This is a genomic window from Nocardioides sp. NPDC054178 (assembly GCF_055585005.1).
Genome location: NZ_JBVJKY010000009.1, coordinates 176727 through 201436, shown reverse-complemented (window position 1 = coordinate 201436; position 24710 = coordinate 176727). Strand labels below are relative to the sequence as shown.

The 24710-nt window shown below is 70.4% G+C and carries 25 protein-coding genes; 9 read left to right on the top strand and 16 right to left on the bottom strand.

The window, feature by feature from the left end; all coding sequences use genetic code 11:
* Positions 1-8: 8 nt before the first annotated feature.
* On the bottom strand, positions 9-3164 hold the full coding sequence (locus ACZ6WN_RS26730; RefSeq protein WP_465869095.1) for an ATP-binding protein: 3156 nt from the start codon (positions 3162-3164) through the stop codon (positions 9-11).
* Positions 3165-3401: 237 nt separating this feature from the next.
* Between ACZ6WN_RS26730 and ACZ6WN_RS26725 the strand changes: the two genes are divergently transcribed.
* From ACZ6WN_RS26725 to ACZ6WN_RS26705, 5 genes are all read left to right on the top strand, one after another.
* On the top strand, positions 3402-4655 hold the full coding sequence (locus ACZ6WN_RS26725; RefSeq protein ID WP_465869093.1) for an MFS transporter: 1254 nt from the start codon (positions 3402-3404) through the stop codon (positions 4653-4655).
* Between the two features lie 12 nt (positions 4656-4667).
* Positions 4668-4988 (top strand): hypothetical protein, encoded by a 321-nt coding sequence (locus ACZ6WN_RS26720; protein WP_465869092.1) that lies wholly within the window; start codon positions 4668-4670, stop codon positions 4986-4988.
* Positions 4985-5680: an alpha/beta fold hydrolase gene (locus ACZ6WN_RS26715; RefSeq protein ID WP_465869090.1), complete on the top strand. Its 696-nt coding sequence runs from the start codon at positions 4985-4987 to the stop codon at positions 5678-5680. Before ACZ6WN_RS26720 ends, ACZ6WN_RS26715 begins: the two co-directional genes overlap by 4 nt.
* A gap of 45 nt (positions 5681-5725) precedes the next feature.
* Positions 5726-6589, top strand: coding sequence for an alpha/beta fold hydrolase (locus ACZ6WN_RS26710; RefSeq protein WP_465869089.1), 864 nt, complete (start codon positions 5726-5728; stop codon positions 6587-6589).
* A 117-nt stretch (positions 6590-6706) separates the two neighbouring features.
* Complete coding sequence (locus ACZ6WN_RS26705; protein WP_465869087.1) at positions 6707-7780, top strand: hypothetical protein; 1074 nt, start codon at positions 6707-6709, stop codon at positions 7778-7780.
* A 10-nt stretch (positions 7781-7790) separates the two neighbouring features.
* Here the strand turns inward: ACZ6WN_RS26705 and ACZ6WN_RS26700 are convergent, their stop codons facing one another.
* From ACZ6WN_RS26700 to ACZ6WN_RS26645, 12 genes are all read right to left on the bottom strand, one after another.
* Positions 7791-8366 carry an NADPH-dependent FMN reductase gene (locus ACZ6WN_RS26700; RefSeq protein WP_378866207.1) on the bottom strand — a complete coding sequence of 192 codons (576 nt, stop codon included), beginning with the start codon at positions 8364-8366 and terminating at the stop codon, positions 7791-7793.
* A 42-nt stretch (positions 8367-8408) separates the two neighbouring features.
* On the bottom strand, positions 8409-10082 hold the full coding sequence (locus ACZ6WN_RS26695; RefSeq protein ID WP_465869086.1) for an FAD-dependent oxidoreductase: 1674 nt from the start codon (positions 10080-10082) through the stop codon (positions 8409-8411).
* Positions 10060-10317, bottom strand: coding sequence for a UBP-type zinc finger domain-containing protein (locus tag ACZ6WN_RS26690; protein WP_465869085.1), 258 nt, complete (start codon positions 10315-10317; stop codon positions 10060-10062). The genes ACZ6WN_RS26695 and ACZ6WN_RS26690 overlap by 23 nt, the downstream gene beginning before the upstream one ends.
* Complete coding sequence (trxC, locus tag ACZ6WN_RS26685; protein ID WP_465869084.1) at positions 10317-10766, bottom strand: thioredoxin TrxC; 450 nt, start codon at positions 10764-10766, stop codon at positions 10317-10319. The genes ACZ6WN_RS26690 and trxC overlap by 1 nt, the downstream gene beginning before the upstream one ends.
* Positions 10763-13399: an ATP-dependent chaperone ClpB gene (clpB, locus tag ACZ6WN_RS26680; RefSeq protein ID WP_465869082.1), complete on the bottom strand. Its 2637-nt coding sequence runs from the start codon at positions 13397-13399 to the stop codon at positions 10763-10765. Before clpB ends, trxC begins: the two co-directional genes overlap by 4 nt.
* Positions 13390-13710, bottom strand: a complete 321-nt coding sequence (locus ACZ6WN_RS26675; RefSeq protein ID WP_378866193.1) for a chaperone modulator CbpM — start codon at positions 13708-13710, stop codon at positions 13390-13392. Before ACZ6WN_RS26675 ends, clpB begins: the two co-directional genes overlap by 10 nt.
* Positions 13707-14684, bottom strand: coding sequence for a DnaJ C-terminal domain-containing protein (locus tag ACZ6WN_RS26670; RefSeq protein WP_465869081.1), 978 nt, complete (start codon positions 14682-14684; stop codon positions 13707-13709). Before ACZ6WN_RS26670 ends, ACZ6WN_RS26675 begins: the two co-directional genes overlap by 4 nt.
* Positions 14684-15196 (bottom strand): nucleotide exchange factor GrpE, encoded by a 513-nt coding sequence (locus ACZ6WN_RS26665; RefSeq protein ID WP_465869080.1) that lies wholly within the window; start codon positions 15194-15196, stop codon positions 14684-14686. The genes ACZ6WN_RS26670 and ACZ6WN_RS26665 overlap by 1 nt, the downstream gene beginning before the upstream one ends.
* A gap of 5 nt (positions 15197-15201) precedes the next feature.
* Positions 15202-17094 (bottom strand): molecular chaperone DnaK, encoded by a 1893-nt coding sequence (dnaK, locus tag ACZ6WN_RS26660; protein WP_465869079.1) that lies wholly within the window; start codon positions 17092-17094, stop codon positions 15202-15204.
* Positions 17095-17200: 106 nt separating this feature from the next.
* Entirely contained in the window at positions 17201-18076 is an 876-nt protein-coding gene (locus ACZ6WN_RS26655) for an MEDS domain-containing protein (protein ID WP_465869078.1), read from the bottom strand.
* Between the two features lie 219 nt (positions 18077-18295).
* Entirely contained in the window at positions 18296-18595 is a 300-nt protein-coding gene (locus ACZ6WN_RS26650; protein ID WP_465869076.1) for a putative quinol monooxygenase, read from the bottom strand.
* 194 nt (positions 18596-18789) lie between these two features.
* Positions 18790-19206, bottom strand: a complete 417-nt coding sequence (locus ACZ6WN_RS26645; RefSeq protein WP_465869075.1) for a winged helix-turn-helix transcriptional regulator — start codon at positions 19204-19206, stop codon at positions 18790-18792.
* A gap of 160 nt (positions 19207-19366) precedes the next feature.
* Here ACZ6WN_RS26645 and ACZ6WN_RS26640 point away from each other — a divergent pair, with 160 nt between their 5' ends.
* From ACZ6WN_RS26640 to ACZ6WN_RS26625, 4 genes are all read left to right on the top strand, one after another.
* Entirely contained in the window at positions 19367-20266 is a 900-nt protein-coding gene (locus tag ACZ6WN_RS26640) for an NADP-dependent oxidoreductase (protein WP_465869074.1), read from the top strand.
* 50 nt (positions 20267-20316) lie between these two features.
* The gene (locus ACZ6WN_RS26635) at positions 20317-21372 is read left to right on the top strand and encodes an AraC family transcriptional regulator (protein WP_465869073.1); all 1056 of its coding nucleotides are present in this window, start codon (positions 20317-20319) and stop codon (positions 21370-21372) included.
* Positions 21373-21455: 83 nt separating this feature from the next.
* On the top strand, positions 21456-21611 hold the full coding sequence (locus ACZ6WN_RS26630; protein WP_465869072.1) for a hypothetical protein: 156 nt from the start codon (positions 21456-21458) through the stop codon (positions 21609-21611).
* Positions 21608-22453, top strand: a complete 846-nt coding sequence (locus tag ACZ6WN_RS26625; protein WP_465869071.1) for an SDR family oxidoreductase — start codon at positions 21608-21610, stop codon at positions 22451-22453. The genes ACZ6WN_RS26630 and ACZ6WN_RS26625 overlap by 4 nt, the downstream gene beginning before the upstream one ends.
* A gap of 3 nt (positions 22454-22456) precedes the next feature.
* On the opposite strand, the gene ACZ6WN_RS26620 is transcribed toward ACZ6WN_RS26625, so the two are convergent.
* The 3 genes from ACZ6WN_RS26620 to ACZ6WN_RS26610 are packed head-to-tail and all read right to left on the bottom strand — an operon-like array spanning position 22457 to position 24598.
* Positions 22457-23065, bottom strand: coding sequence for a flavodoxin family protein (locus ACZ6WN_RS26620; protein WP_465869070.1), 609 nt, complete (start codon positions 23063-23065; stop codon positions 22457-22459).
* Positions 23066-23093: 28 nt separating this feature from the next.
* Entirely contained in the window at positions 23094-23576 is a 483-nt protein-coding gene (locus tag ACZ6WN_RS26615; protein ID WP_465869068.1) for a hypothetical protein, read from the bottom strand.
* Between the two features lie 20 nt (positions 23577-23596).
* Positions 23597-24598, bottom strand: coding sequence for an NAD-dependent epimerase/dehydratase family protein (locus tag ACZ6WN_RS26610; protein WP_465869274.1), 1002 nt, complete (start codon positions 24596-24598; stop codon positions 23597-23599).
* Between the last annotated feature and the right edge of the window lie 112 nt (positions 24599-24710).

Sequence of the window (24710 nt, the reverse complement as noted above, 5' to 3'; positions counted from 1 at the left end):
AAGATGGCTCACGAGCTGCGAGCGAGCCCGAGGAAGTCGTCCGAGCGATGCACGAACAGGTACGCCTGCTGGGTGATCGCCGTCGCTCGGGCCCGTCCCACGGCCTCGTGCACGGCTTCCAGCGGGTCCCCGAGCGCGCGCCTCAGCTTCGCGTGCATCAGTTGGACGAAGGCGGCCGCGTAGCGTTGTCCGTGAGCCTCGATGGACGCGTCAGCGCGTCGGAGGGCGTCCGCAGCCTCCTGAACCCGCCCGCTTGCCAGATACATCTCGCTGAGCAGTGCCAACCACGTGGTCAGGCCGGATCGTGGTGGGTCGGCCAGGTTCGACTCGATCAGCGCCTCTGCCTCGGCCAGGGACCGATCGGCGTCCCGCCCGGTGACGACGTACGCCCAGCACCGCCCCAGCCGCTGGTAGGCGCCGAGAAAGCGGAACGCATACTCCGGATCCGCTGCGATCCCTCGTTCGGCTGCGCGAAGGGCCCAGGACGGATCCGCCATCAGCGCGGCGGCCGTGACCGCGAACGCGGACCACACGGTGACATCGTAGGAGTGGTTGCCGGCGTCGCTCTCGATTCGGTCGAACATGCCGCGGGCCTCACCGACCTTGCCGTGCAGCGCGGTGTTGAGCGCTAGCATCGCCGGCGACAGCAGCTGCAGATCGTGCCGCAACTGGTCCTGCTCGATCGACTTCGCCCGCTCGGCGACGACGGCGTTCGACTCGCTGAGGTGCCGATACGCCTCGCCGATGTTTCCGACGTCCCACTGATGAATCCCCCACGCGTGCCGGCCGTACGCCTGCACGACCGTGTCCTCGGACCGCTCGCTCTCAGCGAGGAGCCGGTGAGCCAGCTGACCGCTGCGGTCGAGCTGGATGGCTTGCGAGTGGGCGGCCCAGTGGGAGAAGAGGAAGTCCGCCGCCTCTCGCTCTCGACCGAGGCCTCGAGCGGCCCGTTCGGCTCGCTCGAGCAGGTCGAAGGTCGCATCTGCGCTGCCCATGTAGCCCGTCTGCATCCCGATCACCGCGACGAGCTGTGAGAGCGCGGACAGCTCCAGCTCGAGCAGACCGGCAGAGTGGGCGATGCCGGCGGCGGCCTCGAGATGCGGAACCGCCGCGTCGAAGGCGGACTGCGCAACGGCTCGTCGCCCGCCGCGGACCAGGGCGGTCGTGGTGCGTGTCGGGTCCGCGTACGGCCCGGCCAGCCACAGGTGGTGGGCGAGTCGCTCGGTGACCGCCTCGTCGTCTCCGTGGATCCCCTCCAACGCATCGGCGATCTGCAGGTGCAGCCGACCGGTCGAGAGCAGCCGCGAGGTCGTCTGGTGCACCGACTCACGCACCAGGTCGTGCACGAACCGCACGGAGAGCGGTCGGTCCTCGGCCGGCTCCAGCAAGCCCTGCGAGTCGGCGGTGGCAAGCAGCGCCGAGCAGGCCGCCATCCCCACTCCGGCGGCACGAGCGAGCAGACGGACGTCCACCTCCCGCCCGATGAGCGCCGCGATCTCCACGAGCCGCCTCGCCTCGTGGTCGAGGCCGGCGAGACGGTCTCGCACGATGTCGCGCACCGTGGACGGGACACCGGTGCGGGCCAGGGCGTCCGCACCGGCCGCGGCATCAAGATCGCTGTCGGCGAGGAGACGGGCGAGCTCACGTACGAAGAACGGGTTGCCCTCGGTGCGCGCCTGGATGGAGCGAGCCACAGAGGGGCTCGGAGCCAGCCCGGTCTCGCGTCGGACGAGCTCGCCCACCTCGGTCGGCTGGAGCGGGCCGATCCGGATGCGCTGGTGATGAGGCAGACGCCCGACCGCCGCGAGCATTCCGCTCAGCCCGTCGCCCGGGGCGGGAGCCCGATCGCGTAGGAGACCGGCGAGGACGACGCCATCCGGCTGCTGGGTCGCAACGTGCAGGAACAGCTGCAGCGACGCGACGTCGGCCCATTGCAGGTCATCGATGACCAGCACGACCGGACGCTCGGCGGCAGCTCTCCTGATGAGGTCGACGGCCTGCTCGAAGAGACGGAACTGAGCACCGCTGTCGGGGAGCACCGCGCCACCGAGGAGGTTGTCCGGGCGCGGGTCGATGAGGCGTCGGATCTCGCCGCTGGCCAGGCCTGCGCGGACGGGCTCCGGCTGGCTCGCCAACAGGTCGGAGATGAGACGGGTCCATGGCCACAGTGCCGGCGTACCCTCGTGGTCCAGGGAACGTCCCCACACGACGAGCGCGCCCCGGCGCTCTGCGTCCTGGCCGAACTCGGCGAAGAGAGACGTCTTGCCCGCCCCTGGTTCGCCTTCGGCCATGATCAGGGCCGCGTTCCCCGCTACCGCCGACTCGAGCGACCGGGCCAGCAGCGCGCGTTCCTCGCCACGGCCGACGAGTGGTGCACTCCTGCCCTGCTCGCTCTGCTGGTCGCTGCGGGCGCGGGCGTGCTGCACGACGCGCGTCCGGGCGGCCTGCAGCGCCTCGCCGGGGATCACCCCGAGGTCGTCGGCCAGCCGTGCCCTGACGGTCTCGAAGACGGAGAGTGCTTCGGCCTGCTTGTCGGCGATGGCGAGGGCCGTCATCAGGCCGGCCTGTACGGGCTCGTTCAGCGGTGCCATCCATGCGGCCAGGCGCAGCGGCTGAAGGATCCGGGTCGCGAGCCGCTGGGTCCGGGCCAGCTCCCCCACCGCGACGCAGGCGTCGAAGAACTCCTCGTTGATGCTCGCGAACAGTGGTGAGGCGCTCACGCTCGGGCCGAGACCGTCGCCGGCCGGACCGTGCCAGAGACCGAGTGCGTGGGCGTACTCGTCGACGGCCTCGTCGTGACGGCCCGAGGCGAGGTGGGTCTTGGCGCTGTCTACGTGCGACCTGAACTCGATCAGGTCCACCGTGGCGGTCGGTCCGACGAAGGCGTACCCGCCACCTCTGCGGGCGATGAAGCTCCCTGCCTCGCGTGCCGGAAGATCGGGTTCGAGCATGCGGCGGATGGTCCCGACGTACTTCTGGACGGTGTTGACCGCCGACATCGGGACGTTCTCCTCCCAGAGGAGATCGACGAGCTCGGACATGCTCGTCGGTCGGCCCGCCCTCGCCAGGAGCAGGGCCAGCAGGTATCCCTGCTGCGGCGGGCCGGTCTCCAGCTCGACGTCGTCGCGGTAGGCACGCAACGGGCCGAGGAGCTGCAGGCGCACGGAACTCCGCGGATCCGATCTCTCGGCGATCGAGGAGTCTTCCATCGTGGGGTCCTAAGGGCGCAGGAGGTTGGCCCGCACCCCGACACGTATCGGGCCCTCGGCATCAGCCTAGGCGTACGTCGAGCCCACCGCACCCGTCTGCGAAGAGCCGTGCTCCACAAAATCTCCACGGACCGTCCAGTGGGACTTCGTAGGTTCCGTTCGACCGGACCTACGCGTAGAAGAGGACAGACGATGCACGAACAGGCCTATCACGCGCAATGCCGAGCCGCGGAGAGCCGACATCCGGCGCAGGGCCCGAAACAGCGCGACGCGCTCATCCTCTTCTCGCTGGCGCTCGGCACCTTCGCGATCGGGTCCGGCGAGTTCGGGAGCAACGGCATCGTCCAGCTCTTCGCCGCCGATCTCGGTGTCTCGGTACCGACCGCGACGAACGCGATCACCGCCTACGCCCTCGGCGTGGTCATCGGATCGCCTGTGCTCACCATCGCGGCGGCCAGACTCAACCGGCGCTCGCTCCTCCTCGGCCTGGTCGTGCTCTTCATCGTCGGCAACCTGCTCTCGGCCGCGGCCTCCGGCCTCGGTGTCCTCATCGTGGCCCGCTTCATCACCGGCACCGTCCAGGGCGCGTTCTTCGGCGCCGGAGCGGTGGTGGCCGCGTACGCCTACGGCCCGGGCAAGAGCGGCAAGGCGTTCGCGACGGTGATGGCGGGCCTGACGGTCGCGACGATCTTCGGCTCTCCCCTGGGCACCTTCCTCGGGCAACAGGTCGGATGGCAGGCGCTGTACGTCGTCGTCTCGGTGATCGGCCTGCTGGCCGGAGTCGCCATCTGGGTCTTCGTTCCCCGGACCAGCGCACTCGCCGGCGGCTCGGTCAGGCAGGAGCTCGGTGCCTTGCGACGGCCCATGGTGTGGGCGACGATGGCCGTCGCCGCACTGGGTATCTCCAGCATCTTCGCCGTCTACACCTTCATCGGTCCGTACATCACCGACGCTGTCGCGGCCGACGAGTCCTGGATCCCGGTGGCGTTGGCGGTCTTCGGGGTCGGCATGGCCCTGGGAAACTGGATCGGTGGCCGTCTCGCCGACCAGTACGAATTTCGAGGCCTGATCCTGGGCTATGCCGTCGTGATGGTCTTCCTGGCCGTCATCGCCCTCGGAGGCGAGAACCTTGCCGTCCTGCTGCCGTGCCTGCTCGGAGTCGGTGCCTCGACGATGATGGCGATACCGACGATCCAGGTCCTCCTGACCCGGTACGCACCCGAGGCGCCGACCCTGATGGGGGCGGTGAACCTCGCCGCGCTCAACCTCGCCAACGCGCTCGGCGCGGTCGCCGGTGCCCTCGTCCTCGACGCCGGATGGGGTGCTCTCTCGACCGCCTGGGCCGGTCTGGCGCTCACCGCCGCCGGCCTCCTCCTCTTCGCGGTCACCGTGACTCGGGTGGCTCCACCGCAGCCATTGACCGCCTCCCTGTCCGCGACGGCCTGAGAGTCCACCGACATGTTGTCCTACCGCTCCGAGAACTCGTTCCTCTCGATCTGCTCGCAGGGCTCCATCCTGTCGGTCGGCAGCATCGGCTCAATCGCCTCGGTGGGATCCATCGGCGCCGTACTCTCCGTCGGCTCGATCGGGTCCTGGATGTCGGCGATGTCGATGCTGAGCTCGCAGAGCAACTGCTCCGTCCTCAGCCACCAGAGCAACTGCTCGATCCTCAGCCGACTCTCCAACTGCTCCATCCTCAGCCGTCGCGCCACCCGGGCCATCCTCGGCCGCGCCGTCCGACGACCTCTCACCCATTCCGACATCAAGGAGAACAGATGAGCAACGACAACCCGACCGTCGTCCTGGTCCACGGAGCGTTCGTGGACGGATCCGGATGGCAGCCGATCCACGACATCCTCACCCGTGACGGTCTCGACGTCGCGGTCACCCAGCACCCGACGCGGTCCCTCGCCGAGGACGTGATCGAGGTGCATCAGGTCATCGAGGCCCAGGACGGACTCGTGCTGCTCGTGGGGCACTCGTACGGCGGTGTCGTGATCACCGAGGCGGGCACGCACCCGCAGGTGGCCGGCCTCGTCTACGTCGCGGCGTTCGCGCCCGACGCCGGAGAGTCCGTCGCCTCCATGCTCGGCGAGCCCGACCCGGATACGCCGGCCCCGCCGATCGTCCCCCGCAAGGACGGCTCGCTCGTGCTCGACCGTGACCGCTTCCACGAGGCCTTCGCCGCGGACCTCCCGGCCGACCAGGCCCGGTTCCTGGCCGACTCCCAGACCCCTTGGGGTGGAGCGGCGCTGAGCACCGCCGTCACCGAACCGGCGTGGCAGTCCAAGCCCAGCTGGTACGTCATCGCCACCGCTGACCGGATGATCCCGCCCGCCGCCCAGGAAGGCATGGCCACCCGGGCCGGCGCAGCCGTCGAGACGGTCGCCGCCAGCCACTCCGTCTACGTCTCGCAGCCCGAAGCGGTCGCCGACCTGATCAAGCGCGCCGCCAAGGCGATCGACCTGTAGGCATCGCGCCGCACCCACCACCCACGTACGGAAAGGACACCCGAGATGAAGTTCACCCTCCACCGCGGTCGCGCCCTCGTGGCGACGCTCGTGGCCATCATCGTCACGGGCTCGATGCTCGCGACGACGGGCAGCGGCGCCTCGGCGACCGGGCACGCGCCCGACAGGACGGGCCAGCACGGTTCGGCCACGGGCACCAGGCCCACGATCGTCATGGTCCACGGTGCCTGGGCCGACGCCTCGGGCTGGCAGGCCGAGGTCGCGGACCTCACCCAGAAGGGCTACCCCGTCATCGCGCCGGCGAACCCGCTGCGTGGACTCGCCTCCGACGCGGCGTACCTGCGCAGCATCCTCGAGACGATCCCGGGTCCCGTCGTCCTCGTCGGCCACTCCTACGGCGGCGCCGTCATCAGCAATGCGGCGACCGGTCTGCCGAACGTCAAGGCCCTGGTCTACATCGCCGCCTTCGCTCCCGACGCCCACGAGCCGGTCGCCCAGCTCGCCCAGCAGTTCCCCGGCACTCTGATCACCGAGGACGCCCTGGACACCCGCCCCTACCCGCTGCCCGGCGGCGAGGTCGGTGTCGATCTCTACCTGAAGGCAGACATCTTCCACGACGCCTTCGCCGGTGACCTCCCCCGCAGCACGACGCGGGTGATGCAGGCCTCCCAGCGTCCGTTCTCGCTGGCCGCGTTCACCGAACCCTCCGGCGAGCCGGCGTGGAAGACCATTCCGTCCTGGTACCTGGTGGCAACGGCGGACAAGGCCATCCCGCCGGCCGCGCAGGAGTTCATGGCGCAGCGGGCCGGGGCCAAGACCGTGAGGGTGAGGTCGTCGCACGTCGCGCTCCAGTCGCATCCGCGCGAGACCCTCGCCCTCATCGAGAACGCGATCCGCTCGGTCCGCTGAGCGGCTCGTCCGAGTCGGCTTCTCCGAGGAGGGTCCCTTGCTTCCCGCCGCGTGCTGACCGGAGACTTGCACCATGACGCACGAAGGTGGAGACCAAGGGCGCAACCAGGCTTCCCCATGAGCGCCGAGGAGGTGGTGATCGGAATCATCTCGGCTCCGGGGTCGGCCACCGAGCTCTCCTCGGTGCTCGCCGAGGACCTGCACGCCGAGCTGAGCCTTCACCTGCCGACCGTCCGGTGGCGGGAGTTCATCGTGGTCGACGCCCTCGTGCATCCACCTTCCGACGACGCAGCCATCGTCGCGGCGGCGAGGGACCGGCTCCTGAAGGAGGACTGGGACCTGGTCGTCTGTCTCACCGATCTGCCGCTGCAGGCCCAACGGCGACCGGTGGTGGCTCACGCGAGTCCCCTGCACGGCGTGGCTGTGGTGTGCCTGCCGGCGCTCGGCGCCGTCGGACTGCGCCGACGCACCCGTGACACGGTCGTCGGGCTCGTGCGGACCTTGCTCGGGGACACGGCGGATCGCGACATCTCGGGCCGTGTCACCGGGCTCGGACGCCGCGCCAGCCAGCTCGGCAGGAGCCAGGAGCCGGACGAGGACGGCGGCGTGATGTTCACCGCGAGAGTCCTCAGCGGCAACCTGCGGCTCCTGACCGGGATGATCCGGGCCAACCAGCCGTGGAGACTCGCGATCGGACTGTCGAGAGCGCTGACCGCGGCCCTGGCGACGGCGGTGCTGGCCCTCGTCACCCCCGACATCTGGCAGCTGAGCGCCGCGCTCGGCTGGGTCCGGCTCTCGGCGATCGGGGTCGGTTCGCTCGCCGGGATCTCGATCGCGCTGATCGCGGGGGCCGGGCTGTGGGAGCGTACGTCGCATCCGGCCGGTCGCAAGCAGGTGACCCTCTTCAACCTGGCCACCACGGCGACGGTCGTTCTGGGTGTGCTCTTCCTCTACGTCGCGCTGCTCCTGCTCGCGCTCGCGACCTCACCGGTCCTGGTGCCTGCCCAGCTGCTCGAGGAGGGCATCGGGCATGCCGTAGGAGCCGGCGACTACCTGAAGCTGGCGTGGCTAACCAGCTCTCTCGCCACCCTGGGCGGCGCTCTCGGGGCGGGTCTGGAGAGCGACGAGGTGGTCCGGGCCGCCGCCTACACGTACCGCCAGGAGTCGCCTCAGCGCGCACGGCAGGGGTGACCGGCGCCCGTCAACCTCGTCGGCGTGGCAGGACGGTGAGGACCATGTCGATGTAGGTGCGGAACTCGGCCATGTAGCCGCGGAGGAACTCTTCGGTGGAGTCGACGGTGATCTCGCCGTCATCCCGGAAGACGTCGGGAGAGTACTGGATGTACGCCTCGGGCGAGGTCATCTGGCGAGCGTTGCAGAAGCTGAGCACGCCGCGCAGGGTCTGCTGACCCATGGCGGTGCCGATCTGGCCGATGGAGGCTCCGATCACCGCGGCCGGGATGTGGTCGAAGGAGTTCTGTCCCCAGGGTCGGGACGCCCAGTCGATCGCGTTCTTCAACGCCCCGGGGATGGAGCGGTTGTACTCGGGGGTGACGAAGAGGACCGCGTCGACGGCAGCGATCGACTCCTTGAGCGATCGGGCCGCCGGCGGGTAGTCGTCGTCGAAGTCCGGGCTGTACAGCGGCAGGTTGCCGATCGGGATCTCGCTGAACTCCAGGTCGTCCGGGGCCACCCGGATGAGGGCCCTGGACAGGATGCGGTTGATCGACGTCGACGACAGGCTTCCGACGAAGTAGCCGACCTTGTAGGTGGTCATCTGTTCCTCCTGATCTGGTGTCTTCTCGGCGGGCGGCATGCCTCACCGACGTCCCTCGGCTTCCAGGAACTCATGGACGTGGCGGATCGAGACCGAGCCCTCGCCGACGGCAGAGGCGACGCGCTTGACCGAGCCGCTGCGTACGTCGCCCACGGCGAACACGCCCGGGCGGCGGGTCTCGAACATGCCGTCGCAGCCGTCGGCCCCGGACTCGGACCCGGTGAGGATGAAACCCTTCGCGTCCAGCGGGATCGCTCCCTGGAGCCACCCGGTGTGCGGGGCCGCTCCGATCATCACGAACAGGGCTGTCGTCGCGACGCGGTGCTCCTGCCCCGAGTGGAGGTGGCGGACCAGCACCTGTTCGAGCGCGTTCTCCCCGATGAGCTCGCGCACCTCGCTGTTGCGCCAGACCTTGATGCGGGGCGACTGCTCGACGCGGTCGGCCAGATAGCGGGACATGTCCCTGCCCAGGTCGTCGTGGCGGATGACCAGGTTGACCACCGGAGACTGACGGGCCAGGAAGCAGGCCGCCTGGCCGGCCGAGTTCCCGCCGCCCACGACGGTGACCGGGTCCTGCCGGCACAGCCGCGCCTCGAACTCGGTGGCCGCGTAGTAGACGCTGCCGCCCTCGAGGCGGTCGGCACCCGGGACGTCGAGACGCCGGTAGCGCACACCCGTGGCGACGAGCACGGCGTGTGCGATGAGAGGGTCCCCCTCCGCCAGGCCGACCAGGTGATAGCCGTCGGCCCGGGTGAGCGAGGTCGCCTCGCCGGGGATGCTGAAGACGGCGCCGAACTTTCGTGCTTGCACCACGGCGCGGTCGGCCAGCTCGGCTCCGCTGATCCCGGCCGGGAAACCGAGGTAGTTCTCTATCTGGGACGACGTGGCCGCCTGCCCGCCGGTGGCGAGCGCGTCCAGGACGACCGTCGAGAGTCCTTCGGAGGCGGCGTAGACCGCCGCGGCCAGGCCGCCCGGGCCGGCACCGACCACGACGAGGTCGTACGCCGCCCGGTGCGGCGCCGCTCGTAGCCCGATGAGGTCGGCCAGCTCGGTGGTGCTGGGGTTGCGCAGCACCGTGTGTCCCTTCCAGATCACGACGGGGGTCTGGTCGGGTGGGATGCCGAACGCCCGCAGGGTCTCCTCTGCCTCGGGGTCCTCCTCCACGTCCTCCCAGCGGCACGGGATGCGGTTGCGGCTCGCGAAGTCCCGTAGCAGACGGGTGTTGGCCGAGTAGCGGGAGCCGATGATCCGGAGGCCGGCGCCGAGGTCGGCATGGATGGTACGTCGCAGGATGAACGCCCGCAGGATCAGATCTCCGAGCGCCTGATCCTGGGTGACCGCCTCCTTGAGCCGGTCGTAGGGCACCTCGAGGACCTCCACGTCGGTCTGGGCGACGGCGGTGACGTAGACCGCCTGCCCAGTCAGGATCGACAGGTCACCCACGAAGCGACCCCCGCCATGGACGGCGATCACCCGCGGCTCTCCCTCGGGGCCGTCCTCCTGGACGACTCGGACCCTGCCGTCCAGCACGACGAACAGGCCGCAGTCGCGGTCCCCCGCACAGAACAGCATCGTGCCCTCGGTCAGCGCCCTCCGCTCTCCGAACTGCGAGAGCAGCATGATCTGTTCGTCGCTGAGCCGGGGGTAGGCACCGGTGGTGTCGGGGGTCTCGGGAAGGTCCGCGAGCTCGCTCTCAGACGAACTGCTCGTCGACATAGCACCATCTCCAGTTCTCCCCGGGCTCGATCGAGCGCACGATGACGTGGCCCGTCCCGGCCGCGTGAGCGCGCGCGTGTCGCATGGGTGAGGAGTCGCAGCAGCCGACCTGGCCACAGGTCAGGCACTGCCGCAGGTGCACCCATGGGGTGCCGAGCCGCACACACTCGGCACAGACGTGCTGGGCGGGTGGCGGGACGGGCTGGATGATCCCCAGGTGCGGGTCGGCGGTCATCACGGCCTCCCCGGGAGCTTGGACTCCAGCCAGGAACGCAGCTGGTGCACCGGGAGGGCGCCGATCTGTGTGTCGACGACCTCGCCGTGGTCGAGGAGGACCAGCGTCGGGATCGACCGGACCTCGAACCTCTGGCTCACGGCAGGGTTGTCATCGGCGTTGACCTTGACCAGCTTGAGCTTGCCGGCCAGCTCCGCGGCCAGCTTCTCCAGGGCCGGGCTCACCATCCGGCAGGGGCCGCACCACGGGGCCCACACGTCGACCAGCACGGGCAGGCTCGACTCCTCGACGACGGCGTGGAACTCCTCGTCGCCGGCATCGACCACCCAGGGCAGCGGCGTACCGCACCTCCCGCAGCGCGGCGTACCCTCGGCGACCGCGGGAACCCGGTTCTTGGCCCCGCAGCTGACGCACTCGACCTTCGTCGACTTCTCGGTGGGCGCGCTCATGCCACGGCCCGCTCTTCTGCGGCGGTGCCGGCCGCGGTCACCGCGATCTTCCCGTCGACGACGTCGACCGAGATCACGCCGCCGTCAGCCGCGTCGCCGCGCAGCAACGCCCGGCCGACCTGCGTCTCCACCTCACGGGAGATGAGCCGTCGCAGCGGGCGCGCGCCGTACGCCGGGTCGAATCCCTGGTCGGCGATGAAGCGCCGTGCCGCCGCCGTGACCTCGAGCGTGATCCGCATGTCGGCCAGCCGCTCGCGCAGCTCCTCGAGCTGGAGGTCGACGATGCGCTCGATCTCGGCGAGCGTCAGCGGCTTGAACATCACGATCTCGTCGACGCGGTTGAGGAACTCCGGGCGGAAGTGTGACTGCAACGTGCGCATCACCATCGAGCGCGATTCGTCCTTGATCTCGCCGTCGGCGGTGACCCCCTCGAGCAGGTGCTCCGACCCGATGTTGGAGGTCATGATCAGGACGGTGTTGCGGAAGTCGACGGTCCGGCCCTGGGAGTCGGTCAGCCGGCCGTCGTCGAGCACCTGGAGCAGCGTGTTGAAGACGTCGACGTGGGCCTTCTCGATCTCGTCGAGCAGCACCACCGAGTAGGGCTTGCGACGTACGGCCTCGGTGAGCTGGCCACCCTCCTCGTAGCCGACGTAGCCAGGAGGCGCTCCGACCAGCCGGCTGACGGTGTGCCGCTCCTGATACTCGCTCATGTCGATCCGGACCATGTTCTCCTCGGTGTCGAACAACGCGGCCGCCAGCGTCTTGGCCAGCTCCGTCTTGCCGACCCCGGTAGGGCCCAGGAAGATGAACGACCCGATGGGCCGCTGGGGGTTCTTGATGCCCGAGCGAGCCCGGACGACGGCGTCGGCGACCACCTGGACGGCCTCGTCCTGGCCGATGACACGTTCGTGGAGCACCTCGTCGAGGCGGAGCAGCTTGTCGCGCTCCCCTTCCTGCAGACGCGAGACCGGGATGCCGGTCCAGCGCGAGACGATGTCGGCGACCTCGTCGGCGGTCACGACCTCGCGCAGCAGCCGGCGGCCGCCCTGCTTGCCGGCGAGCCGGGACTCGGCCGCCTCCAGCCGCCGCTGGATCTCCGGCAGCCGGCCGTGCCGCAGGGACGCCGCCCGGTTGAGGTCGTACTCCCGCTCGGCCCGCTCGCTCTCCAGCCGCACCTGCTCCAGCTCCTGGCGGAGCGACTGCACCTCACGAAGGGCCGAGCGTTCGGCCTCCCACTGTGCGCGCAGGGCATCGGCTTCGGCCCGCGCGTCGGCCAGCTCCTTGCGCAGCTCCTCGAGGCGGGCCCTGCTCGCGGCGTCCTCCTCCTGCGAGAGCGCGGCCTCCTCGATCTCCATCCGGGTCACCCGCCTGGTGAGCTCGTCGAGCTCGGCAGGCATCGAGTCGATCTCGGTGCGCAGCATCGCGCAGGCCTCGTCGACGAGGTCGATGGCCTTGTCAGGCAGGAAGCGGTCGGAGATGTAGCGGTGGCTCAGGGTCACCGCTGCCACCAGGGCACCGTCGTGGATCTTCACGCCGTGGAAGACCTCGAGGCGCTCGCGGAGCCCGCGCAGGATCGAGATGGCGTCCTCCTCGTCGGGCTCGTCGACGATGACCGGCTGGAACCGGCGCTCGAGGGCGGCGTCCTTCTCGATATGGGTGCGGTACTCGTCGAGGGTGGTCGCGCCGATCATGTGCAGCTCGCCGCGGGCGAGCAGCGGCTTGAGCATGTTGCCGGCGTCCATCGCCCCCTCACCGGCGCCGGCACCGACGACGGTGTGCAGCTCGTCGACGAAGAGCAGGATGTGGCCCTCGGCGCTCTGCACCTCGTTGAGGACGGCCTTCAGCCGCTCCTCGAACTCGCCGCGATACTTCGCCCCCGCGATGAGAGCCCCCATGTCCAGGGCGAACACGGTCTTGTCCCGCAGGCCCTCGGGCACGTCGCCGTCGGCGATCCGCTGTGCCAGCCCCTCGACGATCGCCGTCTTGCCGACGCCGGGCTCACCGATGAGCACGGGGTTGTTCTTGGTCTTGCGCGACAGGATCTGCACGGTCCGGCGGATCTCGGAGTCGCGGCCGATCACCGGCTCGAGCTTGCCCGACTCCGCCGCGGCGACGAGGTCGCGGCCGTACTTCTCCAGCGCCTCGTACGTCCCCTCGGGAGTCGCCGACGTCACCCGCTGGTGACCGCGTACCTCGGTCAGTGCGGCCAGGAACCCGTCCCGGGTCAGTCCCTGAGCGTGGAGAAGCCGCCCGGCGGCTGATCCCGAGCCCTCCTCGACCAGAGCGATCACGAGGTGCTCGACCGAGACGTACTCGTCCTTGAGCCGGCGGGCCTCGCGGTCAGCGGTGTCGAGCAGCCGCGAGAGCCGCTGGGTGATGTGCACCTGCCCCGGAGTCACGCCCGGCCCGCTGACCCGCGGGCGACGGCCGAGCTCGGCCTCGAGCTCCCCGCGCAGCCGGTCCGGATCGGCCCCTGCCCGGGCGAGCAGCGGCGCGACCAGGCCCTCGGCCTGATCGAGCAGCGCGAGCAGCAGGTGCTCCCCGTCCACCTCGACGTGGCCGAAGCGCAGCGCCTTGGTCTGGGCGTCGTGCAGAGCCTCCTGCGACTTCTGGGTCAGTCTGTTCATGTCCATGGAGCGTCTCCTCGTCGTGCCGTGCGTTGTTGTGCCTTCTCGAGCTCGGCGATCCTGTCGAGCAGCTCGACGACCAGCCCGATGGCGCAGTAGCTGAGGTTCAGGCTCATCCGCAGCCGCTGGATCCTGGCCATCTCCCTCACCTGGGAGGGGTGGAACCACAAGCGGCCCTGCGCGTCCCGGGTGACCTCCAGCAGCCCGAGGGCGACCAGGCGCCGGACGAGCTCCGGATGCACGCCGGTCACCTGTGCATAGCTCTCGAGGCTGAGCCGGTAGGGCCGGGCGAGAGCGAAGTGCGTGATCGCTGTCATCGTCTGCTCCTCGCGTCGAAACGGGACACCTTCGCGAGCTCCTCGAAGAGGCGTTGCTCCTCGTCGGAGAGGGTCTTGGGCAGGCGGACCTGGAGCTCGGCGTAGAAGTTGCCCGGCTCGCCTCGGCGGTGGGGAAGGCCGCGGCCCTTGAGCCGTAACCGCCGGTGGCTGGACGAGCCCGCCGGGACCTTCACCGTGGCGGTTCCTCCGGGAGTGTCGATGGACACCGACGCCCCCAGCGCGGCCTCCCAGGGAGCGATCGGCAGGAGTGCGTGCAGGTCGCGACCCTCGACCCGGTAGCGCGGGTGGTCGGCGATCCGGACCACCAGATAGAGGTCTCCGGCCGCCGCCGAGCCGCTGCCGGGGCCGCCCTGGCCGCGCAGCCGGATCCGCTGACCGTCGACCACGCCCGCCGGGATCGTGACGTCGAGCGTGCGGGGCCCGTCGGGACCGGTGATCGTGAGGCTGCGCTCGGTGCCGTGGTAGGCCTCCTCGACCGAGACCTCCACCTCGGCTTCGTGGTCGGAGCCCGGGACCGGGCCCGGCCCCCAGCCGCCGCGGACCCGACCGCCGCCACCTCGCCCGCCGAAGATCCCCCCGAGCAGGTCCTCGATGTCGATCTCGTCACCGAAGTCGCCGGCTCCGAAACCTCCCGACGGGCCGGTCGTGGACGACCAGCGGCCGCGCGCCCCCGCCCCGGCGTCGGCGTAGGTCCGGGCCTGACGCCAGGCGGCCGGATCCGTGTCGGGCGGGACCCGCCGGAAGTCCTCACCGAAGGCGTCGTAGCGCCGGCGCTGCTCGGGATCCGACAGTACGTCGTAGGCCTCGGCGATGTCCTTGAACCGCTCCTCGGCCTCGGCGCTCTTGTTGACGTCCGGGTGGTTCTGGCGCGCCAGCCTGCGATAGGCGCGTTGGATGTCGGCCGGGTCGGCGTCGCGGGAGACCCCGAGGACCTCGTAGAAGTCCTTGGCCATCAGGATGTCCTGGTGGCCACCACGACCGCGGCCGGACGCAGGAGCCTGTCATCGGGGCCGTAGCCCGGGCGTACGACCTGCGCCACGGTCCCGGGCACCAGCCCTTCACCGGACACGGTGCTGACCGCCTCGTGCACGGCGGGGTCGAAGGCCCGGCCGTTGTCGTCGCGACGTGGGTAGCCGAGGTCGGCCAGGACGGCGAGCGCCTGCGCGAGCACGGCCCGGACGCCCTCGACCACCGAGTCGGGGTCGGACGATGCGTGCTCGAGCGCCCGCTCCAGGTTGTCCAGGACGGGCAACCAGCTGGTGGCCACGGCCGCCCGTTCCTGCTCGCGGGCACGGGCCACGTCGCGCGCGCAGCGCTTGCGGAAGTTGTCGAGCTCGGCAGCCGTACGCCGCCAGGAATCCTCCAGCTCGGCGATCTGGCGCGCCTGGTCGCCGGGCTCGGGCGCGTCGTCCGCCGCGACCTCGGCGCCCAGGGCCTCGGTCGTCGGTGCCTCGTGATCAGACATGGCGGTCAGTTCGAGGTGAACTCGGCGTCGATGACGTCGTCGTCATCGCTGTCGGCCGCCGCCCCAGAGGCGCTCGCCGGCCCGGTCGACGGTCCGCCGCCACCGCGGGCCGCGGAGCTCAGCACCTGACCCAGCTGGTGGAGCTCGCCCGTCAGGGCACGGAGGCGGTCCACGGGCTCGTCGCCCTCGACCGCCTGCCTGGCCTCCTCGACGAGCAGCTCGGCACGAGCGCGGTCGTGCTCGGCCACCGCCGCGCCGGCCTCCTCGAGGGACCTGCGCACCTGGTAGGCCACGGAGTCGAGCTCGTTGCGGGCATCGACCCGCTCGCGCAGAGCGGCATCCTCGCCACGGTGGGTCTCGGCGTCCTTGATCATCCGGTCGACCTCCTCCTGGCTGAGGGTGGAGGTCTCGCTGATGGTCACCTGCTGCTCGGCACCGGTGTCCTTGTCACGCGCCGAGACGTGCAGGATGCCGTTGGCGTCGATGTCGAAGGTCACCTCGATCTGGGGCACCCCACGCGGCGCGGGACGGATGTCCTCGAGCCGGAACCTGGCCAGCACGCGGTTGTCGGCCGCTCTCTCCCGCTCGCCCTGGAGCACGACGACGTCGACGGCGGACTGGTTGTCCTCCGCGGTGCTGAAGACCTCGGTCCGCCGAGCCGGGATGGTGGTGTTGCGGTCGATGACCCTGGTCATCACCCCACCCATCGTCTCCAGACCCAGCGACAGCGGCGTGACGTCGAGCAGCAGCACGTCCTTGACGTCGCCCTTGATGATCGCCGCCTGGACCGCCGCGCCGATGGCCACGACCTCGTCCGGGTTGACGGTCATGTTGGGATCCTTGCCGCCGGTCAGCCGGCGTACCAGCGCCTGCACGGCTGGGATCCTGGTGGACCCGCCCACGAGGATGACCTCGTCGATGTCGTCGGAGGTGACCTTGGCGTCCTCCATGGCCTGCTTGACCGGGCCGAGGCAGCGCTCGACGAGGTCGGCGGTGAGCTGCTCGAAGGTCGACCTCATCAGGTTGACGTTGAGGTGCTTGGGCCCGGAGGCGTCGGCGGTCACGAAGGGCAGGTTGACGGCGGTCTGGGTGACCGCCGACAGCTCCACCTTGGCCTTCTCGGCCGCCTCGAAGAGACGCTGGAGAGCCTGGGAGTCGTCGCGGAGGTCGATGCCGTTGGACTTCTTGAACTCGTCGGCCAGGTAGTCGACGATGCGTCGGTCGAAGTCGTCACCGCCGAGGTGGGTGTCTCCGGCCGTGGACCGGACCTCGACCACGCCGTCCCCGACGGTCAGGATGCTCACGTCGAACGTGCCACCACCGAGGTCGAAGACCAGCACGGTCTCGTTCTCGAGCTTGTCCATCCCGTACGCGAGGGCGGCGGCCGTGGGCTCGTTGATGATCCTGAGGACCTCGAGCCCGGCGATCCTGCCGGCGTCCTTGGTGGCCTGACGCTGCGCGTCGTTGAAGTGGGCGGGGACGGTGATGACCGCCTCGGTGACCCGCTCCCCGAGGAACTTCCCGGCGTCGTCGACCAGCTTGCGAAGCACCTGCGCCGAGATCTCCTCGGGTGCGTAGAGCTTGCCGTCGACCTGGAACCGGGCCGTGCCCTCGGGTCCTTCGACGACGTCGAAGGAGACCGTGTTCATCTCGCTGCTGACCTCGTCGTACTTGTGGCCGATGAAGCGCTTCGCGGAATAGATCGTTCCCTTCGGGTTCAGGATCGCCTGTCGCCGGGCCATCTGGCCGACCAGGCGCTCTCCGTTCTCCAAGAAGGCGACCACGGACGGCGTCGTCCGGTTGCCCTCCGCGTTGGGGATGACCTGCGGCTGCCCGTTTTCGGTCGCCGCGATCACCGAGTTCGTCGTTCCCAGGTCGATGCCGACTGCCCTGCCCATGACCACTCCATTCGCCGGAAGCATGTGTGTCGGCCATGCTTCTCGCGCGCCGGGATCGTCTGCATCCCGTGAACGGGTGTTTCTTGGCGGACCGGGCCGCCGCCGGCTAGCCGCCGGGGTGGTGGTGCTGCAGCGCCAGCACGGTCAGCTCGACCCGGGAGTGGACGTCGAGCTTGAGGTAGATGTGCTTGAGGTGGGCGTCCACGGTGTGGCGGGAGACGCAGAGCTCCTCCGCGACCGCACGGTTCGACTTCCCCTGGGAGACCTGGGAGACGATCCGCATCTCGGCGCCGGTGAGCGACGCCCACCCGTGGTCGGTCCCGTCCTCGTCGCCGGCGTCTACCTTGACCAAGGGATACCGGGGCGTCTCGGCGGCTCTGGCAGCCGCCTGATACTCGGTCGGATCGACGTAGTGCGGGTTGTCGATCACCGTGCCGTCCAGCAGGACCGTGGGGTGGGTATGGAGGACCTCGACGAGCATCTCGGCCCCGAACTTCTTCAGGTCGTAGAGACACATGAGGATGGCGGGCACCTCCTCGACGACGTGGTTCAGGGACGACTCGTAGACGAACAGGTCGTCCCACCCCGGGGCGCCGGAGAGCACCCACGACATCTCGCCGGCGGCCCGGAGAAGGTCGAAGTCGTCCGCGACCGCCGCGTCCACGCTCTCGGAGAGGAAGCTCACCATGCCCTCGACGCTGAACTCTCCCGCCCTGAGGTAGACGTCCGAGGATCGTTCGACGTCGAGCTGAGCCGATCGTCGTGAGTAGTTCGGGCCGGGCTGTCCCACCGCCAGGTCCCTGACCAGCGCGGGCTCGACATCGTCGATCAGGCACAGACACTTGTCGCCCTGCCGCAGCCCCTCCTCGAGGAAGGGGTACAACAATCGGTCGCGCTCGGCCGGACCCGAGTAGAGCGCACAGAAGTGGGTTCCGGGACTAACAACGCCGACCCCGGGGATCCCCAGGCTCAGACCGCTCATCATGGCCACCGTTCATCGGATCCGAGGGAGAGCCTTCACACTACGCCCGCGTGCCACGGGTCGCCACCACACTTCGCCGGGCGATTCCCAGGACGGATCTGATTCGCGCAACTGCATCGGGCACACGGAAACGGCCCCTGACCCGCGGCGACATCTTTTCGATGCCGCCCATCGTCAGGGGCCGTCGTCCGGTCGCCCGCGGAACTGCCGTCGCGGAGACTACTCCGGGACCTTGTCGGCGAGGATGTCGATCTTCTCGATCTGCGGCTCCGAGAAGAGGACACCGGTGTTCGGCCCGAGCGCCTGACCTACACCGCCGGCGAGGTGCGCGTCTCTGGCTTCGTCGTCGGGGAACACGTCGTACACCCCGAAGGTCGAGGGGCCGAACTGGATGGCGAACCAGGCGACGGTGCCGGGCTCAGCCATCACGATCGAGCGCGCTTTCGTGAGGAAATCTGCGAGGTCTGCTTCCTTGCCCGGTAGCGCCTCGAGACGCACCAGGAGAGCTTTGGTCAACACCGGTCGGACTCCTTCGCTGGGACGGTGCACCACTGCGGCACGGTCGGCCGCGAACGGCGCCACACCCGGGATGCTTGTCACCGGTCATGATCCTCAGGAGCGGAGCTGACCAGCATCCCGTGAACGGGTGCATTTCCCTGCGGTCGTCGAGCGACGCCGGCTCTTGGGCCGTGCCGACCTCGCCCGGCACTCGGTCATCCGCGCGCGCCGCCAGCCTCATCGAAGCGGGCGCGATGGTGCTGGATCTCATCGTGGTGGGTGCCTGCCCAGTCGACCAGACCGGTGACGGCGTCGAGGAGCGTGGCGCCCAGATCGGTCAGCGCGTACTCGACGCGCGGAGGCACCTCGGGATAGGCGGTCCTGGTCACCAGGCCGTCGCGCTGCAGCTGGCGCAGCGTGTGCGTCAGCATGCGCTGGGAGATCCCCGTGATGGAGCGCTGCAGGTCGGTGTAGCGCAGGGGTCCCTCGGCCAGGGTGCCGATCACGAAGACGGTCCACTTGTCCCCGGCCCGATCGACGATCTGCCGGATGGTCTCGCCCTGCTCCGCGGGCCAGCGGGCGCACGGACCCGCCACCGCGCCGGTCCGCCCGTCTCTCGCGTCGGCGTGCATGACGCACCTTCCCATCCTGTTCCGCACACGCGTGTGCCTTTTGTAAGGCCTTCCATTCTCACTCACCATGAGGTTACGCACCAATAGTAAGAAATGGCGTCGTACGAGACGTCGCCCGACAAGCACCGGACGTCTCGACGTCCACCCCTGGAGGAAGACCATGACCATGTGCGCCGCGACCGTTTCCCGCTTCGGCGGCCCCGAGGCGGTCGAGATCACCGAGCATCCGGTGCCTGATCCGGGTGCCGGACAGGTACGCATCACCATGAAGGCAGCCGCGCTCAACCCGATGGACGCCGCCACCCGCGCCGGCGTCTTCGGAGGCCAGCAGAGGCTGGGTCTGGGCTGGGACGTCGCCGGCGTCATCGATGCCGTCGGCCCCGGCGTCACCTGGTCGACCGGTGAGCGCGTCATCGCACTGGCCACCGGACACCACAAGGAGCTGGGTACCCACGCCGAGTACGTCGTGCTGGAGGCCGACACGCTCGCACCCGCCCCTGCCACCCTCGACGACATCCATGCCGCGACCCTGCCGCTGAATGCGACGACCGCTTACCAGGTGCTGCACCTGCTCGGGCTGACCCCGGGGCAGCGCCTGCTGGTCACCGGCGCGAGCGGCGGCGTCGGCGCGCACGTGGTCGAGCTGGCCCATCAGCAGGGCCTGCAGGTCACTGGGACCGGTTCGACCGCCTTCGAGGAGTTCATCCGCGCCCGCGGAGCCGACCACTTCCTGGCACGCGGACAGACCCCTGAAGCAGGTGGCTTCGACGGCGTCCTGGATGCCGCCGGGCTGGGGGCGTCCGTGCTCGCGGCGGTCCGCGACGCAGGTGCCTACGCCGGTCTGTGGCCCGGGAGCGAGCCGGCCTCGGAGCGCGGCATCCGCGTCGAGGCCCTCAGCGTGCGGTCCGACGGCGCCCAGCTGACCGAGCTGTCCAGGCTGGCCGACCGAGGAGTGCTGGTCCCCCGGGTCGCGCAGACCTTTCCGCTGCACGAGGCCGCGAAGGCTCACGCTCGCCTGGCCGACGGCGGTCTGTCGGGACGGATCGTGCTCGTCCCCTGAGACCTTGTCGGCGAGGTGTTAGCCTCCGACCGCCGACGAGGAGGGGCATGATGTCTGGATCTGCGGCCGCGGCCCGCGGTGGGCGACCGATGATCCGCACGGCCAGCCTTCGCGGATTCACGTCGTTGGTCGAGGAGCTCGGCGGCGAGGCCGATCCGATGCTGCGCCGCTTCGGGATCTCGCCCCGCATCCTCGCCTCCGACGACGGCCTGATCCCGATCACCGCCCACGACCTGATGCTCGACGCGGCCGCGGCCGCGCTCGACTGCCCGGACCTCGGTCTGCGCCTGGCCGAGCGACAGGACCTGAGCATCCTGGGCCCGCTGGCGATCGCCGTCGAGTCCTCCGCGACCGTCGCGGACGCGCTGGAGTGCGCGTCGAGGTTCCTGTTCGTGCACAGCCCGGCGCTCCGGATCGGCGTCGAGCCGGATCCGCGCGGAGTGCGCGGCGTCGTGGCTGCCACCTATCGCAAGGACCTGCGCGAGTCGCCGTACTCTCCGCAGGCGATCGAGCTCGGTCTCGGTCTGTTCCACCACGTGGCCGACCTCCTCCTCGGCGGCGTGACCGGTCTTCGCTCCGTCGAGATCCCCCACGCTCCGCTCTCGCCGGTCCAGCGCTACCTCGACTTCTTCCGGGTCGACGTGAAGTTCGGGGCGCCGTCCGGAGCGCTGCGCCTCGACCGGTCCGCGCTCGACCGGGGCTTCCGCAGCGCCGACGAGACGATCCGGCGGGTCGCGCTCGAGCACCTCGCCACCCACTACCCGGACCCGGGATCGGCGACCGCCCCACGCGTACGCGGTGCGATCGCGGAGCTGCTGGCATACGGAGCGCCCGGGACCGCACAGGTCGCGCGGCTCCTCGGGCTGCACCCACGCACTCTTCAGCGGCGCCTCGCCCACGAGGACACGACCTTCGAGGCGCTGCTGGACCTGGTTCGGCGTGAAGCCGCACACCGCTACATCACCACCACGGAGATGTCGCTGACCCAGGTGGCGGCGCTGTCGGGATTCAGCGAGCAGTCCTCGCTCAGCCGCGCGGTGCGGCGCTGGTACGGCACCAGCCCCCGTGACCTGCGCCGCCGCGCGGCGACGGTGGCGGGCGGCTGATCTCCACCGCTGTCGCGCTGGGACAAGTTCTTGCCTCGTGTGCGCGTCACACTCGTCGGGTCAGCGACGAGAAGGAGAGCATCATGACCGGCACGGAGACGCGACCCGACAGCGGTGGCCTCGCCACCATCGGAGCCCGCACGATCCCCGAGCTCGAGGAGAAGCGGTTCTGGCCCGTCGTACCGACCCACGTCCACGGCGGGATCGAGTACGGCACGCTGCCGGGCGGCCGGTCGTGAACCGCCCCGCGTCCGGCGCCGTCGTCACCGGAGCAGGCCGAGGGCTGGGGCGGCAGATCGCCGCGCTGCTCATCGAGCGCGGCCACACCGTGCTGGTCACCGACCTCGACGAGGCGGCCGCGCAGACCGCCGCCGAGGAGCTGGGGGCGAACGCGATCCCCCGGGGCCTCGACGTACGCGACGCCGCCGCGGTCGATGCCGCCCGCGACGCGCTGCTCACCCATGCCGACCGCCTCGACGTGTGGGTCAACAACGCCGGAGTGCTGGTCAGCGGGCCGGCCTGGACCCAGGCTCCCGACACGCGCCGGCTGATGCTCGAGGTCAACGCGCTCGGCACGATCAACGGCACCGTCAGCGCCATCGAGGCCATGCGTGCCGGGTCCGGCGGCCACATCGTCAACATCGTCTCCCTGGCCGGCATCACCGCCGTTCCGGGCGAAGCCGTCTACGCCGCCTCCAAGCACGCGGCCATCGGCTTCAGCCTCAGCACCCTCGCGGACCTGCGGCTCGCCGGCGTCGAGGACATCGACATCTCGTGCGTCTGCCCGGACGGCATCTGGACCCCGATGCTCTACGACAAGCTCGAGGACCCCGCCGCCGCCCTGTCGTTCTCCGGCAAGCTGCTCCAGCCCGAGGAGGTCGTGGCGGCGGTCGGCACGGTGCTCGACAGGCCACGGCCGGTCAAGACGGTGCCCGGCTGGCGCGGGATCCAGGCGCGGGTCGCCGACGCGATCCCCCGGCTCGGGCTCAGCGCGGCACCTGTGGTCGTGGCGCAGGGGCGCCGCGCCCAGAGACGGCTCCTCGCCCGGACGCAGCGCGACCAGGACGTGAGCCGAGGCTAGGTCCTACTCCGCGGGATAGGGCGACTCGGCGAGCAGCCCGGCGAGATGGGCCAGGTGACGCGCCATCGTCCTGGTCGTTCCCGCGGTCGTCTCCGGGGTCGGCACCTTGTCCTTGTAGTCGACGCCCTGCATGGCCTCGCCGACCCAGTACGTCGACCCGCCGGCGGGGATGGTGAAGCCGACGTCGCTGAGCGCCTGGCAGAGCTCGGCGGTGACATGGTGGGCGCCGTCCTCGTTGCCGACGACGCCGATGCCGGCGACCTTGTCGTAGGTCAGCATCCGGCCGTCGTCGTCGGTCTCGCTGAGCTCGGCGTCGAGTCGCTCGAGCACCATCTTGCACACCGAGGACGGCTGGCCCAGCCAGATCGGGGTGACCAGCACGAGCACGTCCGCGGCGAGCATCCGCTCGCGGAGCTGCGGCCATCCGTCGCCGTCACCCTCGTCGGTGCTCACCCCGAAACGGACGTCGTGGTCGACGACCCGGACCATCTCGCCCTTCACCCCGTGGTCCAGGAGCGCCGAGAGGATCTGGGACCCGAGCAGCTCCGAGCTGGACTCGCCGGGTGAGCGTTTGAGCGTGCAGTTCAGGATCAGGCAGGTCGGTGACGTCATGCCATCAGGTAACCCGTGGCCACCACCGTCATGCGCTGATCACGGTACGGCCCACCCGCAGGTGCATGTCCTCGAGCTGGGCGAGCTGGTCGTCGGCGCGGCGGATGAGCTCGTCCAGCTGCAGCGCGTCGACACGGGCGTCGCCCTCGGTTGCCGTACGCAGCAGCTGCCACCCGGCCCGTTTGCCGGCCACCGCGTCCCGCAGCGCCTCCAGCTCGAACAGGTCCGAGAGCGGTGAGCGTCGCACCAGCCGGCCGTTCGGCTTGAACCGGCCCGCGAACTCCAGCGCCCGCCCCGTCGCCGCGGCGATGCGCGAGGGATCCGCTCCGGTCGCCACGATGATCTGCCGCAGCTGCTCGCGTTCCTCGTTCACCTCGGCCGCCAGCTGTCGCACCCGGGCGGCCACGTCGGGATCGGAGTGCGTACGGCCGACGCGCTCGAACATCGCGGTGCCGGCGCTGGACCCGGCCCAGTGGTGCTGCAGGTAGGCGTGCAACATGTCGTCGTTCATGGCTGCTCCTTCTTCAGAGGTCAGGGTCGTAACGGCGGGAGCCCGCTGCCCGCCTTCTCCGGGATCCCGGAGAGGACGGCCTCGAGCGCGTCCATGGCCGAGTGACGCGGCTGCCAGCCGAGCGTCTGCTCGGCGCGGGCCGTCGACATCAGCGGCAGCTGCATGACCGCGTCCAGCAGGTTGCCGGGGACGGGCACCAGCCGTGCGTGCCAGGCGCCGTCCAGGCCGTGACGGGCGAGACGCGGCGAGACCTCGACCGTTCGAGCGCCCATCAGCTCGCCGAGCTCGTCACGGCCGATCACCCCGGCACCGGCCAGGTTGAAAGCGCCCTCCACCTCCGTGGTCGCCGCAGCGGCCAGGGCCCGGCCGACGTCTCCGGCGTGCACTGCCTGGAATCTCAGGCCGGCCGGCACCGGGACCACCGGGATGCGCCGGCGGTCGAAGAGCGCGGGCCGGGCGAGGGCACCCCCGAAGATGCGCCGTTGCTCGCTGGCCGCCGAGCGCTGGAAGACGAACGCGGGCCGAGCTCTGACCAGACGGACCTCGGGGTGCTGGCAGGCGAAGGCGTCCAGGGCCCGTTCGACGTACGCCTTCTCCCGGCAGTACGCGGCGGCCGACGCCCCGTCGGTCTCCCAGCTCTCGTCGACGGGGTCGTTGTGACCCACCGGAGAGTAGGCCGCCACCGACGAGGCGCACACGAGCGCCGGGACGCCTGCGCGGGCCACGGCCTCGAGGACCCGGCGCGTGCCGACGGCGTTGGTGGCCCAGGTCTCCTCCGGGCGGTGCGTGGGCTGGAACTTCCAGGCGAGGTGCACGACCGCGTCGGCACCTTCCACCACCGGCTCCAGGTTGGCCGTCGACACGTCGGCCACCCGCCACTCGACGGAGGCATGGTCAAAGGCCCGTGGGCCCTCCGGAGCGCGGCGCGCGACGGCGACGACCTCGGCGGCACCGTCGGCGGTGAGTGCCCGGACGGTGGCGCTGCCGAGGTTTCCCGACGCACCGATGACGACCACCTTCATGTTGTCCACGCCCTCCCTGCGGCCGGTTCTGATCTGCGCTGTGAGCCTCACCGGTACCCACCACGACCGGGTTCAGCACTGCCGCGCGCCGGGCTCGAATCGCCGGATCGGG

Bases quoted from the DNA above. Each gene is read 5' to 3' on its own strand.
- ACZ6WN_RS26690 (WP_465869085.1), bottom strand. From the start codon at position 10,317: ATGACCGCCGACCCGCACCTGGGGATCATCCAGCCCGTCCCGCCACCC.
- ACZ6WN_RS26725 (WP_465869093.1), top strand. From the start codon at position 3,402: ATGCACGAACAGGCCTATCACGCGCAATGCCGAGCCGCGGAGAGCCGA.
- clpB (WP_465869082.1), bottom strand. From the start codon at position 13,399: ATGGACATGAACAGACTGACCCAGAAGTCGCAGGAGGCTCTGCACGAC.
- ACZ6WN_RS26655 (WP_465869078.1), bottom strand. From the start codon at position 18,076: ATGAGCGGTCTGAGCCTGGGGATCCCCGGGGTCGGCGTTGTTAGTCCC.
- ACZ6WN_RS26640 (WP_465869074.1), top strand. From the start codon at position 19,367: ATGACCATGTGCGCCGCGACCGTTTCCCGCTTCGGCGGCCCCGAGGCG.
- ACZ6WN_RS26645 (WP_465869075.1), bottom strand. From the start codon at position 19,206: ATGCACGCCGACGCGAGAGACGGGCGGACCGGCGCGGTGGCGGGTCCG.
- ACZ6WN_RS26620 (WP_465869070.1), bottom strand. From the start codon at position 23,065: ATGACGTCACCGACCTGCCTGATCCTGAACTGCACGCTCAAACGCTCA.
- ACZ6WN_RS26710 (WP_465869089.1), top strand. From the start codon at position 5,726: ATGAAGTTCACCCTCCACCGCGGTCGCGCCCTCGTGGCGACGCTCGTG.
- trxC (WP_465869084.1), bottom strand. From the start codon at position 10,766: ATGAGCGCGCCCACCGAGAAGTCGACGAAGGTCGAGTGCGTCAGCTGC.
- ACZ6WN_RS26705 (WP_465869087.1), top strand. From the start codon at position 6,707: ATGAGCGCCGAGGAGGTGGTGATCGGAATCATCTCGGCTCCGGGGTCG.
- ACZ6WN_RS26615 (WP_465869068.1), bottom strand. From the start codon at position 23,576: ATGAACGACGACATGTTGCACGCCTACCTGCAGCACCACTGGGCCGGG.
- ACZ6WN_RS26665 (WP_465869080.1), bottom strand. From the start codon at position 15,196: ATGTCTGATCACGAGGCACCGACGACCGAGGCCCTGGGCGCCGAGGTC.
- dnaK (WP_465869079.1), bottom strand. From the start codon at position 17,094: ATGGGCAGGGCAGTCGGCATCGACCTGGGAACGACGAACTCGGTGATC.
- ACZ6WN_RS26670 (WP_465869081.1), bottom strand. From the start codon at position 14,684: ATGGCCAAGGACTTCTACGAGGTCCTCGGGGTCTCCCGCGACGCCGAC.
- ACZ6WN_RS26700 (WP_378866207.1), bottom strand. From the start codon at position 8,366: ATGACCACCTACAAGGTCGGCTACTTCGTCGGAAGCCTGTCGTCGACG.
- ACZ6WN_RS26610 (WP_465869274.1), bottom strand. From the start codon at position 24,598: ATGAAGGTGGTCGTCATCGGTGCGTCGGGAAACCTCGGCAGCGCCACC.
- ACZ6WN_RS26675 (WP_378866193.1), bottom strand. From the start codon at position 13,710: ATGACAGCGATCACGCACTTCGCTCTCGCCCGGCCCTACCGGCTCAGC.
- ACZ6WN_RS26715 (WP_465869090.1), top strand. From the start codon at position 4,985: ATGAGCAACGACAACCCGACCGTCGTCCTGGTCCACGGAGCGTTCGTG.
- ACZ6WN_RS26630 (WP_465869072.1), top strand. From the start codon at position 21,456: ATGACCGGCACGGAGACGCGACCCGACAGCGGTGGCCTCGCCACCATC.
- ACZ6WN_RS26720 (WP_465869092.1), top strand. From the start codon at position 4,668: ATGTTGTCCTACCGCTCCGAGAACTCGTTCCTCTCGATCTGCTCGCAG.
- ACZ6WN_RS26695 (WP_465869086.1), bottom strand. From the start codon at position 10,082: ATGTCGACGAGCAGTTCGTCTGAGAGCGAGCTCGCGGACCTTCCCGAG.
- ACZ6WN_RS26635 (WP_465869073.1), top strand. From the start codon at position 20,317: ATGTCTGGATCTGCGGCCGCGGCCCGCGGTGGGCGACCGATGATCCGC.